General features: G+C 61.9%; 13 protein-coding genes and 1 pseudogene. 5 read left to right on the top strand and 9 right to left on the bottom strand.

The genetic code is table 11. The features are described from left to right. The first annotated feature begins 6 nt into the window (after window positions 1-6). Together AC1D14_RS19050 and AC1D14_RS19045 are read left to right on the top strand one after the other, a co-directional pair. Window positions 7-1152, top strand: coding sequence for a CaiB/BaiF CoA transferase family protein (locus AC1D14_RS19050; protein ID WP_476969003.1), 1146 nt, complete (start codon window positions 7-9; stop codon window positions 1150-1152). 500 nt (window positions 1153-1652) lie between these two features. Beyond that, on the top strand, window positions 1653-3092 hold the full coding sequence (locus tag AC1D14_RS19045; protein ID WP_476969002.1) for a CitMHS family transporter: 1440 nt from the start codon (window positions 1653-1655) through the stop codon (window positions 3090-3092). Between the two features lie 270 nt (window positions 3093-3362). Here AC1D14_RS19045 and AC1D14_RS19040 read toward each other — a convergent pair whose 3' ends face one another. The 3 genes from AC1D14_RS19040 to AC1D14_RS19030 all read right to left on the bottom strand — a co-directional run bounded on the left by AC1D14_RS19040 (window position 3363) and on the right by AC1D14_RS19030 (window position 4991). Further along, window positions 3363-3686: a hypothetical protein gene (locus AC1D14_RS19040; protein ID WP_476969001.1), complete on the bottom strand. Its 324-nt coding sequence runs from the start codon at window positions 3684-3686 to the stop codon at window positions 3363-3365. A gap of 26 nt (window positions 3687-3712) precedes the next feature. After that, window positions 3713-4651, bottom strand: coding sequence for an ISL3 family transposase (locus tag AC1D14_RS19035; protein ID WP_476969000.1), 939 nt, complete (start codon window positions 4649-4651; stop codon window positions 3713-3715). 97 nt (window positions 4652-4748) lie between these two features. Next, the gene (locus AC1D14_RS19030) at window positions 4749-4991 is read right to left on the bottom strand and encodes a hypothetical protein (protein WP_476968999.1); all 243 of its coding nucleotides are present in this window, start codon (window positions 4989-4991) and stop codon (window positions 4749-4751) included. A gap of 528 nt (window positions 4992-5519) precedes the next feature. Here AC1D14_RS19030 and AC1D14_RS19025 point away from each other — a divergent pair. Then, window positions 5520-6257 carry a GntR family transcriptional regulator gene (locus AC1D14_RS19025; RefSeq protein ID WP_476968998.1) on the top strand — a complete coding sequence of 246 codons (738 nt, stop codon included), beginning with the start codon at window positions 5520-5522 and terminating at the stop codon, window positions 6255-6257. A 1163-nt stretch (window positions 6258-7420) separates the two neighbouring features. Beyond that, a complete protein-coding gene (locus tag AC1D14_RS19020) occupies window positions 7421-8848 on the top strand; it encodes an IS1380 family transposase (RefSeq protein ID WP_476968997.1) in 1428 nt (475 codons plus the stop codon). Window positions 8849-9484: 636 nt separating this feature from the next. Here AC1D14_RS19020 and AC1D14_RS19015 read toward each other — a convergent pair. From AC1D14_RS19015 to AC1D14_RS19005, 3 genes are all read right to left on the bottom strand, one after another. Continuing rightward, entirely contained in the window at window positions 9485-10366 is an 882-nt protein-coding gene (locus AC1D14_RS19015) for a cytochrome b/b6 domain-containing protein (RefSeq protein WP_476969019.1), read from the bottom strand. Window positions 10367-10856: 490 nt separating this feature from the next. Further along, the gene (locus tag AC1D14_RS19010; RefSeq protein WP_476968996.1) at window positions 10857-11840 is read right to left on the bottom strand and encodes an electron transfer flavoprotein subunit alpha/FixB family protein; all 984 of its coding nucleotides are present in this window, start codon (window positions 11838-11840) and stop codon (window positions 10857-10859) included. An 11-nt stretch (window positions 11841-11851) separates the two neighbouring features. Continuing rightward, a complete protein-coding gene (locus tag AC1D14_RS19005; RefSeq protein WP_476968995.1) occupies window positions 11852-12628 on the bottom strand; it encodes an electron transfer flavoprotein subunit beta/FixA family protein in 777 nt (258 codons plus the stop codon). Between the two features lie 592 nt (window positions 12629-13220). Between AC1D14_RS19005 and AC1D14_RS19000 the strand changes: the two are divergent. Continuing rightward, window positions 13221-13452 (top strand): annotated as a pseudogene (locus AC1D14_RS19000) (transposase); the annotation flags it as partial. A 184-nt stretch (window positions 13453-13636) separates the two neighbouring features. On the opposite strand, the gene AC1D14_RS18995 reads toward AC1D14_RS19000, so the two are convergent. Genes AC1D14_RS18995 through AC1D14_RS18985 form a run of 3 tightly spaced genes read right to left on the bottom strand, consistent with a single transcriptional unit; the run spans window position 13637 to window position 16518 of the window. After that, the gene (locus AC1D14_RS18995) at window positions 13637-15220 is read right to left on the bottom strand and encodes an MFS transporter (RefSeq protein ID WP_476968994.1); all 1584 of its coding nucleotides are present in this window, start codon (window positions 15218-15220) and stop codon (window positions 13637-13639) included. Between the two features lie 27 nt (window positions 15221-15247). After that, window positions 15248-15496 carry a hypothetical protein gene (locus AC1D14_RS18990; RefSeq protein ID WP_476968993.1) on the bottom strand — a complete coding sequence of 83 codons (249 nt, stop codon included), beginning with the start codon at window positions 15494-15496 and terminating at the stop codon, window positions 15248-15250. Beyond that, window positions 15493-16518 (bottom strand): alcohol dehydrogenase catalytic domain-containing protein, encoded by a 1026-nt coding sequence (locus AC1D14_RS18985; protein WP_476968992.1) that lies wholly within the window; start codon window positions 16516-16518, stop codon window positions 15493-15495. Before AC1D14_RS18985 ends, AC1D14_RS18990 begins: the two co-directional genes overlap by 4 nt. Window positions 16519-17134: the final 616 nt, after the last annotated feature.

The raw sequence follows: 17134 nt of genomic DNA, 5'->3' as shown, positions 1-17134 counted from the left end.
ATGTCTATGGCATTAGATGGAATCCGGGTACTTGAATTCGGGCACGTGATTGCAGGCCCCTTTGCAGCAAGCCTGTTGGGCGATCACGGTGCTGAGGTCATAAAGATTGAGCGTCCAAACCAGGGTGACAGTCTCCGGAAGATGGGCCCCCAAAATGCGCGTGGGCTCTGGTTCGAGGTGAGCGCACGCAATAAGAAGAGTGTAGAAGTCGACTTGGGAAGCCCCGAAGGGGCGGCCTTTGCTCGCGAGCTGGTCGAAAGCGCGGATGTGGTGATTGAAAACTATCGCCCGGGAGTGATGGAACAGTGGGGACTCGGCTGGAATGATGTCCACAGTATCAACCCCAGAGCGGTAATGCTCCGAATCTCCGGATTCGGCCAGACCGGCCCGTACAGCGAGCGTCCCGGGTTCGGCAAGATCAGCGAAGCCTTCAGTGGTGCTACGAACCTCACCGGCTACACGGACGGCCCGCCGGTCCACCCAGGCTACTCCCACGGAGATCTGGTTACCGGTGTATTCGGTGCGTATGGGGTGATGCTTGCCCTCTATGAGCGCAACACATCCGGACTCGGACAGATGATTGACCTGCCTTTGTATGAGGGTCTGTTCAGGATGATCGATTGGCAGGTGCCCTTCCTTGAGGTTCTTGGAATAGATTCCACCCGAAACGGCGCATCGTTCCCGTTTGCCGGTGGCTTCATTACAGAGATACTGCCTACCGTCGACGGCAAGTTCGTGGTTGTATCCGCGGCCACTGGAAAGCATGTAGGCAACGTAGTGGCCTTCCTGCAAGACGGGGGGCACCTTGAGGTTGAGGGCGACGGTGATATCCCGGTGTCCGTGATCAAGGAGGCGCTGGGCGCCTGGCTGGGAACGCAAAATTCCGATGAAGCAGTGGCGAGCCTGAAATCTGTTGGAGTGATCGCGGAAAAGGTGAGCAAACCCAGCGACATCATCAAAGACCCGCATATCGCTGCTCGGAAGAACCTTGTTCCCGTTGAGAGCGAGGAGTACGGAAAGTTCTCCGTGCCGGCTCCCGTGCCGCGCCTTTCAAGGACTCCTGGTGGAGTGCGTTCACTGGGTCCGAAGCTTGGGGCAGACAACAAGCTGCTCAACGCTCCCTATACTCCGAAGGGCACCAAAGGCGCCTAGGGCCTGTCTGTTAATTCCCTTCACTCCGATGGTGATGCCTCGACGGCGGTGACGTTGCTTGAAGACGTTAAACGCCCTTTCCACGACGTTGCGGCGTATGTAGGGTTCGTTGTCCAAACCGACGGACTGCCGCCCTTGCTGCCAACGGCCGCCTCTGCCTCCCGAGCGCTGTCCAGCGTGGCTCCGTCCCCGTAAAGCTCACCGCTGAAGCGGCGGTGACGCTTCCCACCGCTGCCGCGGCGAAGCGCTTAGGCAGATCACGCATGGGATTTAGTCCGGAAAATGATAAATGGTTTCCATCAGCCCGGCTGATGGTCCTGAAACGTACGTCCCGACGCATGGAGGAACCGGCATCAGATCCTCAATCGCGCCCACTGCTCATCAGTCGAAAACGGAAGTACGGGAGGCCTGTTCACCTATTCGAAATTAATGCCGGCCAATTGTAGACAGGGCCTAGAAACCCAATTCGCCCGTTCGGTCCATGAAGAAAGGGGCACGACATGTTAGCACTCTTCGGCGTACTCATGCTTGTCATCATTGTCGCTCTTCTGATATCTAATAAAGCCACTCCCTTCTCAGCTTTTACAGTCATCCCCCTGATGATCGCACTCATTGCCGGTTTCAGCATGGCGGATGTAGGAAAGTACGCAACCGAGGGAGTGCAGAACATTGCTAACACAGCGGCTTTGCAGGTGTTCGGGATCCTATTCTTTACCATTATGTTGCAGGCTGGCGCTTTCGACCCATTTGTGGAACGAATACTGAAGATTGCCGGCAGAAGCCCCCTGAAAGTGGCTCTTGCGACTGTCTTGCTATCGCAGTTAATTGCTTTCGACGGTGACGGCACTGCAACCTATCTGATTGTTATCTCAGCGATGCTTCCCCTATATCGAGGGCTAGGTATGAACCCCCTGGTGCTCGCAACACTTGTAGGTCTGTCCTTCGGCGTTCAGAACATGGTGCCGTGGGGAGGGCCGCTGGCCCGGGCCGCAGCGTCGTTGAACGTGGAAGTAAATAACCTGTGGATTCCGATGCTGCCCGTACAGGCCGCTGGCCTGGCTGCGGTATGGGTGGTTGGCTACGTCTTAGGTAAACATGAGACGAGACGTGTGTCAGGCGCCAGTGAATCTGCCATGTTTACATCTGGCAGCAAGAAGATCTTCGGCGCCACGCGAAATAAGAACATTCTTCGGGCTGCAGGCACTGGCTCATCGCAGTCAGGTGGAGGCACCGCCACTACGGTCACGATCGATCCGATCGTTCCTCCTCGACCTTCAGCGCAGATGCAGACTGAAGGCGATGAAGATTTCACACGACCCCGATTGGTGTGGTTGAATTGCGCGCTGATCGTGGTAGTGATTGGGGTATTGATTGCCGATATAATTCCAGCCCCAATGGTCTTCATGCTCGGAACCATCATCGTTCTGATGATGAATTACCCAAGCGCCAAACTGCAGTTGGAAGTTATCCAGATGCGCGCGAGAGAACCGCTACTGGTCGCGGCAATTCTGTTCAGTGCTGGAATATTTCTCGGTATTCTAAGGGGTTCGGGAATGATGCAGGAGATGGCAACCACCCTTGCATCGTCAGTACCCGATTCGTGGGGTCCATGGCTTCCGATAATCGTTGGCCTCCTGGCAACTCCGTTGACCTTGCTTATCGATGTGAATTCTTACTACTTGGCTGTGCTTCCAATTCTGGCGGAGACCGCGCAGCACTTGGGCCTCTCTCCTGAGTCCGTCGCAATGGCCTCCCTGATCGGCAACTCCACTGTCGGCGCACCCCTGCACATATTCTCCGGATCATTCTGGGTGCTCATTGCCATGACCGGAGTCAAGATCGGCGATCATATACGGTTCTACTTGCCCTGGGGTTGCTTCGTGAGCTTCATTATGCTGATCGCGACTATCGTATTCGGACTTGTCCCGCTTCCATTCTGACGGAACCGGGCAACATCCTCGTTAAGCAATTGCCTTATGGGCGGCTGACTTTCGGCCAAACCGAAAGTCCGCCGCTCTTGGCATCCTGCAGGGAAGTTCCACTCGTCCGCGGAGTTGCGGACGTTGACTTCAGTCCTGCCGTGAGAGGAAGCGCTGCGTTAGCGCTGACTGTGTCATGGACGAGCACCACATGCCACCAGGTGGAAAGTTGCCCCGGAACCACTTGTTCCACCAGCCGCTGATACTACAGTGTGCATGGCCGCACGATGCCTAAAAGGCAGGATCCGCTGCACGACCTGTGCTCGGCAACCTGGAACTCAGGCCGACGCCTGCCCTCCCCGTCTCCGCGGTATCCCTTTGCTCGACGTCGTTTCGGTGGCCGCGACGCGCGCGTCGAATTTGGACGACCAGCAGTTCGCCAGAATGCACGATGTACTGCTGCGTCGCGGCCCGAGATGCCTTCGGGTCTTCCGCCTTCATGCCCTGGAGCACCTCTGCGTGATCGTCCTCGGTGGACGCGGCCAGCGGGACGTACCGGGTGGCCAGCCCAGGAGCCAGCTGATCTTTAGGGGCTTGTATCTCTTCACGGTTCATGGGAAATGGATCCGTGGAAATGAGCGTCACGCCGCCGTCCGGACGGCACTTCTCAAGAGAATAACCGATTTGCAGTTGGCGGCGTTGCGGTAGCCGCGCGCTGTGCGTTTGATGTTCTTGATTGCCGTGTTGTTGGCCCCGATCTTGCCGGTAGTGGCGCCGATAATGATCAGCACCTCGATCCCTTTCCACAATCTGCAGACGGTGCGGTAGCGCCTGCTGGTCTCCGGCCGTGCGGCTGCCTTCACCACTTCCGCGAGTACCTTCTTGGCCGCGGCGGGGTCCTCCAAGGAGCCGGTGTGGAGCAGGGCCCGGAGCTGTTCCTTGACTTTCCACACGGCCTGGAGGGTGCCGGTTGGATCGTCCAGGGCGAAGACTTCCTCGAGGCGGAGGGCGGCCCGGCAGCTGAGGGTGTCGCCGCCCCGGAGGAGCAACATGCGGTGGGCCCAGGCCCTGTCGCTGGCCCGTCCGCGCCGGCCCTTGACCTGTTGGGAGAGGTTCTGACGGGTCTCGGTCATGACCTGGTTGGCCAGCGAGATCAGGTGGAAATGATCAACGGCGACAGCGGTGCGGGGAAGCCACATCCGCAACGCTTTACGGAACGCCGCCGAGGGATCGATCGCGACGACGTGCACGGCCAGGTGCCATCCCAGTGGCCGGGCGAATAACCAGTCCCCAACGCCCTTGTGATCGCGGCCGTCAACGACTCCGAGGACCTGACCGGTGTCCAGATCAACGATGGTTGTCATCCACGGCTCGAACCGTGTCCACGCCTTTGTCGACGGGTCCTGGAAGTAGCGCACGGACCGGAGACGTTGTTCATCAACGCCCAGCATCCGAGGGCTGAGCCTGTCCACGTGGGGTAGGCACGCCTCGGTCACCGTCGCCCGGACCATCCACAAGGACACGGCGAAGCCGGAAGCTGTTTCCGACACCGCCCGGCCGGAGCGGATGACGGCGTCCACGAGCTGGTCCCGCAGTCGGCTCGTCGAGCGGGCGCAACGCGGGACTTGGGGCGTGGATTCAAAGAACGAGAGCAGGTCGGCACGCCAGTTTTTCGCATTACCAGCGGTACTTGGACCAAAGAACGTCCACCGGACCGGCGACGGGAATATCGCGGAGTCGTTGAAGGCGCTCTTTCCGCCGGGATGCGATGACACCGCAGTTTGGGCAGCTGGGCGGCTGGTCGGTTTCGATGATGACCTGCCGGCGGCCGGCGGTGATGGTGGTGGAAATGACGTGGTAGTCGGGCAGGTTGAAGAGGATGATGGCAGCATCGGCTGCGACCCCGGTAGGCTCGATCAAGGCTCGTGCTCCTGTTCCAGGTTGAAGGCTAGACACACTCATCCCAGCAGGGCCGGGCACCCTTGTCTTCAACGACACGAACTCAATTCCCCACCAACCGCGATGAGCCTCTTTAGGGAGCCGGCGAGCAGCTTGATCTCACGGTGGAAGGAAGGTTCTTCTCTTCGGGTCGGTCGTGAGCGGTGCTGGCTGCGCCGCGATCAACTCGTGGTGCGGTGCCTCGAGCTCGGTCACGTCCTGCTCTGTTGCCCGGGCTGAAAGTCCCCGCCAACAAGGGCCTGGACCTGGAAAACGTCCTGACGTCTTGGCCCGTCAGTGTGCCCACAACAAATCCGCGCCGCTTCCAGGAGGCCCTCCACGCGCGCGACCTGCAGCGCCTTGTGCGCCGGTGTGGTGGAAGTGGCCCGGGTCTCGCTAATGGCTTGCCCGCATTCCAGGAACTCCCGCAGCTCAAGAATCTGCGCTAGGAAACTTCCTCCCTCCACCGCGTGGCTTGGAGCGCGCCCTCAAGCGGATATACTATGTGATATGTCTTCCCTGCAGTCGTTAACTACGAAAACTCCCGATGAGGCGTTCACGTTTCCACGACAGCGTACGCCGAAACGTCGCCAACTGCCTGAAGAGGTGGCCTCTTACGTCAGGGAGCTGATTGTGTCTGGCGCAGTGAAGCAGGGTGATTTCCTGCGCATGGAGCGCATTGCGGAGGCGGTCGGCGTGAGCAATACCCCCGTCCGCGAGGGGCTGCTCCTATTGAGTAGCGAGGGCTTCGTTGAACTTGTCCCGCGCCGTGGATTCGTCGTAGCGACATTCTCTCCTCAGGATGTCCGCGACCTTTTCTGGGCGCAAGCAGCGATCGGTGGCCAGCTCGCTGCGCGCGCCGCCGAGAGGATCACTCCGGAAGCCTTGGCGCGGCTCGACGCGATAAACGAAAAGTACGCGCAGTCGGCACTTCGGGATGATGAGGAAGCGATGACTGAGCTGGGCCACCTCTTCCACAGGGAAATTCACCTTGCCGCGGGGTCGCCGCGACTTGCGTTGTTGCTCGGTTCCGTTGTGAAGCAGTTACCAAACCGCTTCTATGCGGCCATTGAAGGCCATCTTCTTGACGGGTTGGAAAAGCACCCTCTCATCACAGAGGCGCTTAGGGTCGGTGATGCGGAAAGTGCCCGCAGCCTCACAGAGCAGCACATGGGTGGGGCGGCCGATCGCCTGATCGACATGCTCGCAGAGCGTGGGCGCTGGTCCGACCAGCCCGCCACCCCGTAGAAATCGGGCCAACACTCCGCGGTCGAGGCCATTGCCCCTAGAGGGGAGGCTGGGGGAGTTGGTCCCGAAGACCGCGTTGGGACCCGACGCGCCCCGACTGGCGCTCCTTCGTCGTCAGCCGCCTGGGAATCAACGATGTTCCTGGACTGGGAACTCTGCCAGCTCAAGCCATGGACTGATGATCAGGCCGGTGGGCGGGAGCCGACGTCTCCGATAAGCGGTCCTTCGCCCCGAAGCCGGAGTTGGCGATCACGATGATCGCCCTTGCCTGGAGGCGGACATGCCCGCTCGGTGGGTGACCGGGCGCGTCCGAGGCGAGCGTTACAGGCTGCCCAAAGTTCCGGGAATGCCTCCGGCGGCTCGACGCTGGTGAACCTTTCCTGCCAGCACATACCGCATGGAGGAGCAAATAAAATCGAGGCGGAAGGCGGTCGTGTCCAGTAACTGGCGTCGGCGGCCGAGGCCAGCGGCGTCCACCCCCAGGCGGCAGTCTCGTCGATCATTTCCAGCGCTTGGGGTCTTATTGGCCGGTGACGGATAGCGTCCGGGATTCTGGCTTTGGCCGGTCCGTGCTTGGATGCGGGCGGCATCTTCGTTGGTTTCGGCGCACGTGTCGTGCCTTTACTCCGGGAGTTAGAGGCGCCTGTTCAGCGGGTAGGACGCGGCGTTGGTGGTCGCTTGACGGTGACCGCGTCTGGCAGTTGCCGATCTTGCCAAGGTGCTCGAGTACTGGCGAGCCACGCACGAGGACACAATCCTGTCTCTCTTGAAGCCGGTGTAGTCGATCACCCACGCCTTCGGCTAATGGTTTCCGTGGCAATGCCGACCAGCTGCCGCCGGATCGGTTCACCTTCCCCAGCGACGAGGAGAGAATTGCTGCAGTTCCTGGTAATCCACGCCGCGGCGTTCGCTCAGGGCTGCATCGACTGCTGCCGCCCGACGGAGCCCTCCAACTCTGCCCGAACCGCCGCCAACTTATCCTGCTCCTCCGCCGCTGCCCGTACTTCCGGCAATGCGTACCAACCTAACCAGGCACTACTAGCCCCGGCTTTTCATGAGTCGGTGTTCCCGAATGCGTGTTTAAACAGAGGAAGGGTGCTCTGAACTGGGAAAATAGTGGTTGTCGAGACCGTTATTCTGCCGAGCGAAGGAGCACCCTTCCGGTGCCTAATCTTAGCCGCACTTTCCACTCCCTGCCGGTCACTTTCACCGGCCAGTCGCTGGTCTCCCACGCCGGCACGAAGGTCCTGACGGAATTCCTTGACGCCCTGGGCTTCGGCGGGCTCTGCGAGGACAGGCTGGGTCAGTTCGTTCCCGCCGGCGCCCGGCACCGTCCCGGCCGGCTGATCGGTTCGCTGGCCGTGATGCTGACCGCAGGGGGCGAGCATGTCAGCGATCTGGACATACTCCGTGCCTCACCGGAGGTTTTCGGACAGCTGCCCTCGAACGCGACCGTGTCACGGTTCTTTGAACGCACCGTGGCCAACCCCGAACTGTTCGGCTACGGCTTCGAAACGCTCACCCGCCAACTGCGGTCCAGGGCCTGGGACGCGGCGGGGACCCGGAACCCGGAACTGCGGGCCACGCCCGCGGACCCGCTCATCATTGACCTGGATGCCACCCTCGTGACCTCCCACTCGGACAAGGAGAATGTGGCCGGCACGTACAAGGGCGGCTACGGATTCGCGCCGTTTATTGCCAGCGCCGATTACGGCACGGACCACGGCACCGGAGAAGTCCTTGCCTGCCTGCTGCGCCCGGGCAACGCCGGCGCCAACAGCGCCGATGACCACATCCGGGTCTTCGAAACCGCCACCGCCCAACTTCCTGGGTCCTTCCACGACGCTATGGGCAGGCTCGACGGGAAAAGGATCCTGGTCCGCACCGACAGTGCCGGGGCCTCGCGGAAGTTCCTCTGGTACCTGCACGCCGCCAGTGCCCAGTTCTCCGTCTCTTACCCCGTCCCGGCCGCCAAGGCCCACATGATCGACTGGATCAACGACAAAACCAACTGGCAACCGGCCCTGGACCAGCACGGTGCCGAACGCAACGACGCGTGGGTCATCAACGCCACCGACATCATCCCCCTGACGGACTACTCGCCCGGGACCAACATCTATCTGCGCGCCGAGCCCCTGCACCCCGGCGCACAGCCAACCCTGCTGGACCTGGACGGGCACCGGATCACCGCGTTCCTGACCAACTCACCGCGCTGGCACGGCCCGTTCCTGGACGCACGGCACCGGGCCCGCGGCAGGTGCGAGAACCGGATCAAGACCCTGAAAAACACCGGCCTTGGCAAGCTCCCGTTCTTTGATTTCGCGGCGAACCAGGCCTGGGCCAACATCGCCGTCCTGGCCGGCAACCTCGTCTCCTGGTTGCAGCTCACCGCACTTCCGGATGGCCACCACGCCAGGAACTGGGACATCAAAGCCTGGCGCTACCGGCTCTTCGCGACCRCCGGGAAAATCATCACGCGCGCCAGACGCAAGCACCTGCTGCTTCCAGAGAAGACGCCCGAGCGGGCACTCATTGCCTGGATCCTGGAAGCCGTCACACACCTGCGCGCCCGACGGCCCGTCCCCATTTGAGAACCAGCCGCCAGGTCCTGACCCGACGGACAGAAACCACCCAGCATCACACCGGCCGTGGAACCGGCGCCCGCCCCGGGCGAACAACGGGCCATCCCGCACGCCCCTGACCAAACCAATCGAACAAGCCCGTCAGAATCGCGACCCGGACGAAGGTTCAGACAACCGGCGAAAAATCGGGGCTAGTTACGCTGCTGCTGTGGAGCGACGTGGCCGACGAACTCATCGGCCAGAGGACCAGCGGCTGGGAATGTCGCTGGGTGCCCTTGGCTTCCGCTTCCGTTGGGCGTGTACTCCGTCTCTGGAGGTTCCGGATGCGTCCACGCGTATCGGGTGAACACCTGAAAGCCGTCCGCCCGGGCCAGCATCTTCCGGGAATCCGCCCCTTCGGCGGCAATCCATAGGATTGAGTCGTCCGGCATGACGGCTTCGACCGTTCCGGTTCTCACCGGCCGACCGTTGAGCCGGATCTCGACCCGTTGACCGAGGCTACGCTTCCAGTCGGTCTGCAAATGAAGGCTCATGAATCCGCTCCTGTCTGAGCATCCCGTCCATGACCTCCATAGCCACGGCTTCCCGCTTGGCCACCGGGCCTCTTTCTGGTGTCTTTTGCGGCCATGCTGACGACTTCGTTCCTCAACGCCCGACTTTGCCCGTGAGCTGGGCGATCGGTGCCAGCACGAGTGGCCGTGCGGCGAACACTGCGCCCGCCATCACGAGGAGGGAGGCGAAGAAGATCCAGAACCCTGCCCAACTTCCTGAGTCCTGAGCCGCATACATGTGGTTCAGGTTGCGCAACGCACCGGTGGCGAGTACCAGCGTCACATGCGCGACGACGAACAGCACGAAATAGAGCATGACAGGGAAATGGATGGCGCGTGCCAACTCGATCGGATAAGCCTTATTGAGCCGCGTTGCACGGATTGGCCACGCACCGGACATGCGGATGCCGCTGATGGCTGCCAGGGGCGCGGCCACGAAGATGGTGAGGAAGTAAGCGAGCAGCTGCAGGCTGTTGTAGTTGACCCACCCGTTCTCCGTTGGCCAGTCCAGGGAAAGGTACTGCAGAGCGGCAGAGACGGCGTTGGGGATGACCTCCCAGGACGTGGGAACAACACGCACCCACTGGCCGGTTGCGAACAGCAGGACGATGAAGACTACGCCGTTGATGACCCACAGGGCGTCGAACGTTAGGTGCGCCCATAGGGTCAGGCTGATCTTCTTCGGCGGGTTCTTGGTCTTCAGGAGTCCTTTATTGTTGCGCTCCCACATCGCGGGCGGCCGCTTCTGGGTGCGCACCTGCCATCCTGTCCGGATGATCAGGACGATGAAGAACGCGTTGAGGAAGTGCTGCCAGCCCAGCCACGCAGGCAATCCGACGGGCGCCCCCTCGGGAAGGTGCGTTTCACCCGGATAGGTACTGAGGAAGTCCTTCATGAACTCCAGCGAGACGAACCAGCGTGCGCCCAGAACAGTCACCGCCACAACTGCAAAAAGGCCAAGGACACCAAGGGTGATAGTCCGGCGCTTCTTGGCCGAAGAAGGGTCCTTCTGCACCGGCGGTGGGGTCGGCACCGTCGTTTGGATCCGATCAGTTAGGGCCGGCTCTGCGACGGATTTCTCCGCCGCGACCGTTCCCGCGGACACGGCGGGCCCTTCGGCCTTCGCCACTGCCGGGGCGCCGCCAGCCCGTGGAAGACCGGATCGTCGCCCGGTGCCGGGCGACGTCGTCGTACTCGAATCGGTTGCCGCTGGTGCAGCGGCCCCCTCCACGGAAGCTGCCGATGCCGCCTGGTCGGCGGTTCTCGGTAAGCCAGCGCGCCTACCCGGGCGGGCTACCGGAGCCGCCGGGACTGCAACGACCTCCGGCTGTAAACCTGTGCCCAATGGGGGAGCCACCTCGTTGGCTACCTTCCCGGCCGGTTCCTGCGCTGGTTCGCCTGGCCGCCGTGGCAGCCCACGACGGACCGTTGTGGGCCGACTCATGCTCCCGTCTTCGCTCACGCCGCTACGCCTTCCGCGCCTCGAGGGCCGAAATCAACTGCGGCACCACGGTGAACAGGTCGCCCACAATTCCGAAGTCGGCAATATCGAAGATAGGGGCATCTGCGTCCTTGTTGATCGCAACGATCGTCTTGGCCGTCTGCATGCCCGCCCGGTGCTGGATCGCCCCGGAAATGCCCAGCGCAACATAAAGCTGCGGTGACACCGACACTCCGGTCTGGCCCACCTGATGGGTCTGGGGAATGTACCCCGCGTCGACGGCAGCGCGGGAGGCGCCAACAGCCGCACCCAGCACATCAGCAAGCTCTCCCACCAGCGCAAACTTCTCATCCGAACCCAGGCCGCGCCCACCGGACACAACCTTCCCCGCACCGCGGAGTTCAGGCCTGGTTGAGTTTGAGGTGCTGGCTTCGAAGCCTGTGACCGTAGCGGCGCGCGCGCCGGAAGGAACGACGTCGAGCGTCGAGACCTTCGCTTCGCGGGCTTCGGCGCGGGCGTCGATAGCGCCCTGCCGCACGGTGATGACAGGAGTGCCGACGCTGACTGCGGCGTCAATGTTGTAGGCGCCTCCGTACACAGAGTGCTTGGCGACAATGCCTTCCTCGTCACGCTCAATACCGACGGCGTCCACGTTCAAGCCGGAGCGGGTGCGCGCCGCAAAACGGCCAGCCACGTCGCGGCCGTCGACCGAATTGGAGATCAGCACCGCGTCAGGCTCCACCAATTCGCTGGCAGTAGTGAGGGCGTCGAGTACCGGACGCGTGAGCATGCTCGCCGCGCGGCTAACCTCAGACACCAACACCTGGGCGGCGCCCCACTTGCCCAAGGCCGCCGCGGCAGCGCTGCCCTGACCGGGGCCGGTGACCACGAGGGCGACAGGACTTCCCACCGAAGCTGCGGCGCCCAGCAAGCCGGCGGCACTCGAGCTGACGTTCCCAGCGGGATCGACGTCGGCCACCACCAGAATCGAATTATTTGCGAACTCCATGATATTCCTCCCTAGGCCAGTCGGTTCGTGACGAGAAACTCGACCAGTTGATCGGCAGCATCGCCCTCGTCAATGATCTTCACCCCAGCCTGACGCGCGGGGCGCTCGGTGACGGCGATCAGGATCGATCGTCCAGCTGAATCGTCGGCCGGGTCAACCCCGAGTTCGGCGAGTGAGAGCGTCTCCAACGGCTTCTTCTTCGAAGCCATGATGCCCTTGAAATTTGGGAACCTTGCTGTTGGCAGTGCCTCGGTCACGGAAATGACGACGGGTAGATCGGCCCGCACGGAAGCCACACCAGACTCGGTTACACGCTGCCCGCTCACTGCTGACTCTTCGATGGATACCGAATTAAGTCCCGTTAAGTGGGGTACGTCCAGCAGTTCCGCTATCATCGCGGGAAGAACCCCACCGGACCCGTCTGTGGAGAGGTTGCCGGCGACCACGAGGTCGAACTGCTGGCGCCTCAGCGCCGCGGCGAGCACCTCTGCGGTGAGGCTAAGGTCAGCGCCGAGCAGGGCGTCGTCGACGACGTGCACTGCGTTGGCCGCGCCCATTGCCAGACCCTTGCGCAACGTCGAAACCACCGTCTCCGGCCCCATCGACACAACGGTGACCTCCGTTCCGGGGCGCCCGTCGGCGTGCGAGAGCGCAACCTCCAGCGCGCGTTCGCCGATTTCGTCTGGCACGGCGTCGGTCGCGCCCCGATCAGCCAGTCCCGTTTGCAGGTCGAGCTTGCGCTCCCCGTACGTGTCCGGAACTTCTTTTAGCAAGACAGCGATTCTCATCGGTCCCACACTCTCCTATCGCACGTTCATTACGCTTCGAGCAATGGCGTTTGCCATGGCAACCCGCTGATTCAATTTCGTCGGCATGCCCCGAAGCTGCTCCTCGATGGGCCGTGACTGTTGGCGGCACTGACAGGCCGAGAGTCACCACCGGCATCCTTTAGCTGAGCAATGACTGGGACTAAATATATTATGCACAGTTTGGGGAAAGATTGTCCAGCGTGGTTCGTTTCGTCGCGACCCCTCTCGTCCCGCTAGCGGACTACTCGTCCTAGGAGCAAAGTGGCGCTGGCAGGCAGGGCCACCATGCAAGGGCCGACCAGCTTCCAGTGCCATTCGGAGCAAGCTCAACGCAGCGTCAACACGATGCTCAACGAGCTCTTGCGCTCCTTCCGGCAGGGATGTTCTCGTGCCCCGAAGGGACGGTGCGGGGGAGCGGGGTTATAGCGCCGCTTGCAAACGCCCTGCGGACGTCCTTACTGAGGGGTTCTAATGTGCCACAGGTAGCCACACCTTTGCCGCGGTGTCACATTAGGACGCTCTGGATGAAATGGTTCGGAGCAATCAGCGCCGCGAATTGTCGCGTGGTCCCCACGAAGGCAGAGTTCGTAACGAGGCGGCATTCGCCAACTCTGGCTGGAGTGAACCCAATCCCAGCCTCTTCCCGGAACACGGTCAGGCATCGGCTGAACCGGGGCGGCGACAGGGCGCTGAACAGCGCACTGCACATGGTCGCGATAAGCAGAATGACCCATGATGCCGAAACCCGTCAGTACGTGGAAAAACGACGCGCTGAAGGTCGTACAGACAAGGAAATGCGCCGCTGATTCGACCGCTACATGGCCCGCCGCATCTACCGGACACTCAACACCTCATCCGAAAAAACGAACGCGACTTGAGAGACATAGAAGAGTCCATCGAGGCCGCACCTCACCTCAAAGGTTAGCCCTTGCCAGCCGCGTCCTCAACCTCTCAGGGCAAAGCAACTAGCGTAAATTGGTCGCCGCCCTAATTGCTGGTTCGCGGAACGTCCGTGTGGAGAGTACGCGTCCGGAACATGTAAAAGGCGGCGGGAGGCAACCGCGACAGGTCCGCGGCCTCCTGTTCGAGCCCCAGGTCGAAGGCGGTCAACCGTCGATCCCGCATATGTTCGAACTCGGCCCACGAACGCACCATGAACTCTTCGACGAAGAGGTCATTTTCAATCCCTTGCCTCAGCAACTGCCAGCGAAGCGCCCCTGAACGCAGCCGCACTCGTCGCAGGTGGTGCATTAGCTCGAGGAACCGCACATGGGAACTGTCGGGAATGTGGTATTGAATGCGCACCTGGACCTGTTCGATGGCCTCGATTGGTCGCACAGGTAGATCAAGGCCTTCCAAGCCGCTGGCCCTGGAGCGGTCGATGTCGTCGAGGTCTTTCAGGGGAAGCCACAGCGTGAGACATGAGCCGAGTAGCAGGAAGAATCCTGCCGTACTGAGGGCCCACGGGACTGTAGTGACCGTGGCCATGGAGCCGAATATTAGTGCGCCAATTGCCTGCCCGCCGTAGACACCGGTGAGCAGTACGCCAACGCCTCGAGCCCTTACCCAAGCGGGGAGGTAGACCTGAATTCCGGCCTGAAAACTGGCCAGCGCCACTGTCCAGGACCAACCCGAGAGGAAGACCGCTGCCGCCAGCGTGGCCAGGCTTGGCGCGACGGCGCTGCCCAGCACCGCGAGGCCGGCGGTGAGAAAACCGATTCCGCCGATCGCGTTCGCTGACGCGACTCTGCGCATGCGAGATTGACTGATCGCACCAAGTACCGCCCCCACGCCCTGCCCGGCAAGGAGCAGCCCAAAATCGGTTGAATCGGCACCCAAGCGAGTGGCAGCGACAGGAAGCAGACTCAGAAGCGCGGCTATGCCAAGAGTGAACCATGTTCCGCGCACTACAAGCTTGAGCACTTGCGGCGAGTGCCGGACAAACCTTGCGCCGCTCCTCAAAGCAGAGACAAAACGCTCTCCTTCATCGTGGTGGGGGACCCGACCCGCGCTTGAGGCCATGACGGCAATCAGGAGTAAGGTCATGGGCAAGGCGCTGAGAACCGCCCCGCCGACCCCGACCGCGGCGATAACAAAGCCTCCAATTGCGGGACCAATGATCCGCGCGGAGTTGGTTGCTACGGCAAGTAGGGCCGCCGCGTGGGCGACGGAATGCCGCGGCACAATATCGGGGACCATAGACTGCACTGCCGTGAAGGTCAGGACCATGCAGGACGCCAACGCCGCAAGCAGTAAAAGGAGAGCGATCGGATTGAGCGCCTCGGTCAGTATAAGAACGCCGAGCAGCGCCTCGACGAGAAGGACGCCGCCCTGAACAACCAAGACGAGGCGAGGGCGGTCGGCGTTGTCGGCGACCACGCCCGCCGGGATGGCGAGCAGTGCCATGGGAAGCATCATGGCGACTTGAACGAGTGGAACGACTTGAGGTCCTCCGGGGACGCCCAGCAGATACCACTGGGCTGCGAGGGCGACGAGCCACTGGGCCATGAACGCCGCAGCGACTCCGCCCCAGATATAAGAGAACGCCCGGATTCTGAGGGTGGTAAGCATCACGGCTCCCGCTTCGTCTGTCTTCGTTCAGAAATTCCTAGCGCAGGACCAGACATTGCGCCGCCTCCCCTTGTTCTCGTAAATCTCCTGAAACTTTGGGACAGGCTCGTGGCTCCCGAGTTCCATCTCCCTCACGTGCAAGTTTGCGTCTCGCCGATCAACGGCGTTCTGGCGCCGGCGGGCTATGACAAGAACGGAAAATCCTTCGGCCGCCAACTTCTGCGCCAGCACCCCTATACCCCACCTGTTTTGTTCGGGGACCACATCTTCGCTCATGCGACGCCCATGGGCCAACTAAGTGTCGGCGCCGTTCCTCGCCATTTCAAGGCAGCCCCTAAAGCACGACGGCAGGCCGTGCTGGAGCCCGTCCATCCAGATACCGTGAACCAGATTCGATTGTTCCTGATTGATGTGCCGCCATCCCGCTCGCGTTTTCGACCCGTAATCAGGAATCGGCGAGCCCGAAACAGGTCATTCGAAGTGCACGAAGAAGAGGCCTTCAGGGTGACCTCGGCGAAGCTGTTCGATCGCCGCGGCACCTCCTCGAACGTGATGGACGTCGTCTTGGCTTTGAGTGCTCGAGCGGCCATCATTTTCAGCACCACCTCGTTATCCCGGACGTCGCCGCCGCAGGAACCGAGGAGGTCGATTTCCTGGAGTGTGAGGTCACTGACGTTGATCTGGGCATGCTCGACGCCGAGGCCAACCTGGACGACCTTCCCGCGCCGCCGGACCGCCGCCACAGCCTCAGAGGTGGTGCTTCCAAATCCAGCAAAGTCCACGACCGCATCGCGCTGGGGGCCTCCCCATGCCGTCCCCGTTCCACACCCCACCGCGGCACTGGCCTCGAACGACAGTGCATCGTCAAGCCTGATGATGGTGGCGGCTGGAACGCGCATCAGCGGAGCGTGAGCTCCGTGCTCATGGATGCCGAACGCACGCATGGAGACCCGGCACATATGCGGCCAATCAGATCGGCACAGGTCACACGTGGTGCAGCCCCGAAAATGATGCACCATGACCCGGTCGCCCACCGCGGCTACAGCGGGATCAACCCCGATTCCGACAGTGTGGATCACGCCGGCCGGCTCGTGGCCAGCGATCCACGTCCCGGTGGTGTTCTCGGTGCCCGGCCGGCTGCGGTAGGTGTGCAAGTGGCTGCCACACATCCCCGAGGCCCGGATCTTCACCAAGACATCACCCGGTCCTGCCTGGGATCTGGGAACTCCCGGACCTCGACGTTGCACCGACCCAAAAAGACTGCACCGAGCATTGCTTTTCCTATCAAGGTTTGCCATGGGGCTGTGGCTGTGGAGCTAGCGAGGGCGGCGCAGCATTCTCCTTCTGTTCCTATTTACGTCCACCAGTACGATATGTCGAGGAACGGCCTGCGTCAAGAATCCAAGAAGCTCAACTTGGCACTTACGAAGGCGTACCCCAGGGCTCGTGTAGAGTCGCCTCGATGGCCTGAATCGGGCGAGCCTGAGGGCCGGTAGGCGTTTCTGGTGGTGGCTCTGGTGGCTCTGGTGGCTTTGGCGGCCTTCTTGATGTTTGCGATCCAGTAGAGGGCTAATGGAGGCGTTTCGCAGGGAGGCAAGAGCCCCGTGGGCCGTGAACCGGTGCGGCCATGGCTGCGACTACCGCTGGCGGTCCCTGACGCGCCAGCAGTCCGTACCGGATGCCCCGGCGTTTCCTGGACCCGGGCCGTCCCCGCATCGCACGGGGCGTCACGGCCGGCTTCGCCATCTCACGGCGATGTGGGCCCAAATTAGCTGCGAGAGGTAGGCCCAGCAAGGCAATAACTAGCTCCTACCTCACCCATTTGGCTGGGCTCTCCATGAGTGCCCCTGTACGGGAGTGAGAACCGGCAGATTGAACAGGGTAGCGCGCCCAATCATCTTCCACCCACGGAGA

It is taken from the genome of Arthrobacter sp. P1_B11, assembly GCF_056406715.1.
This window is presented reverse-complemented; position numbering and strand designations above follow the sequence as displayed.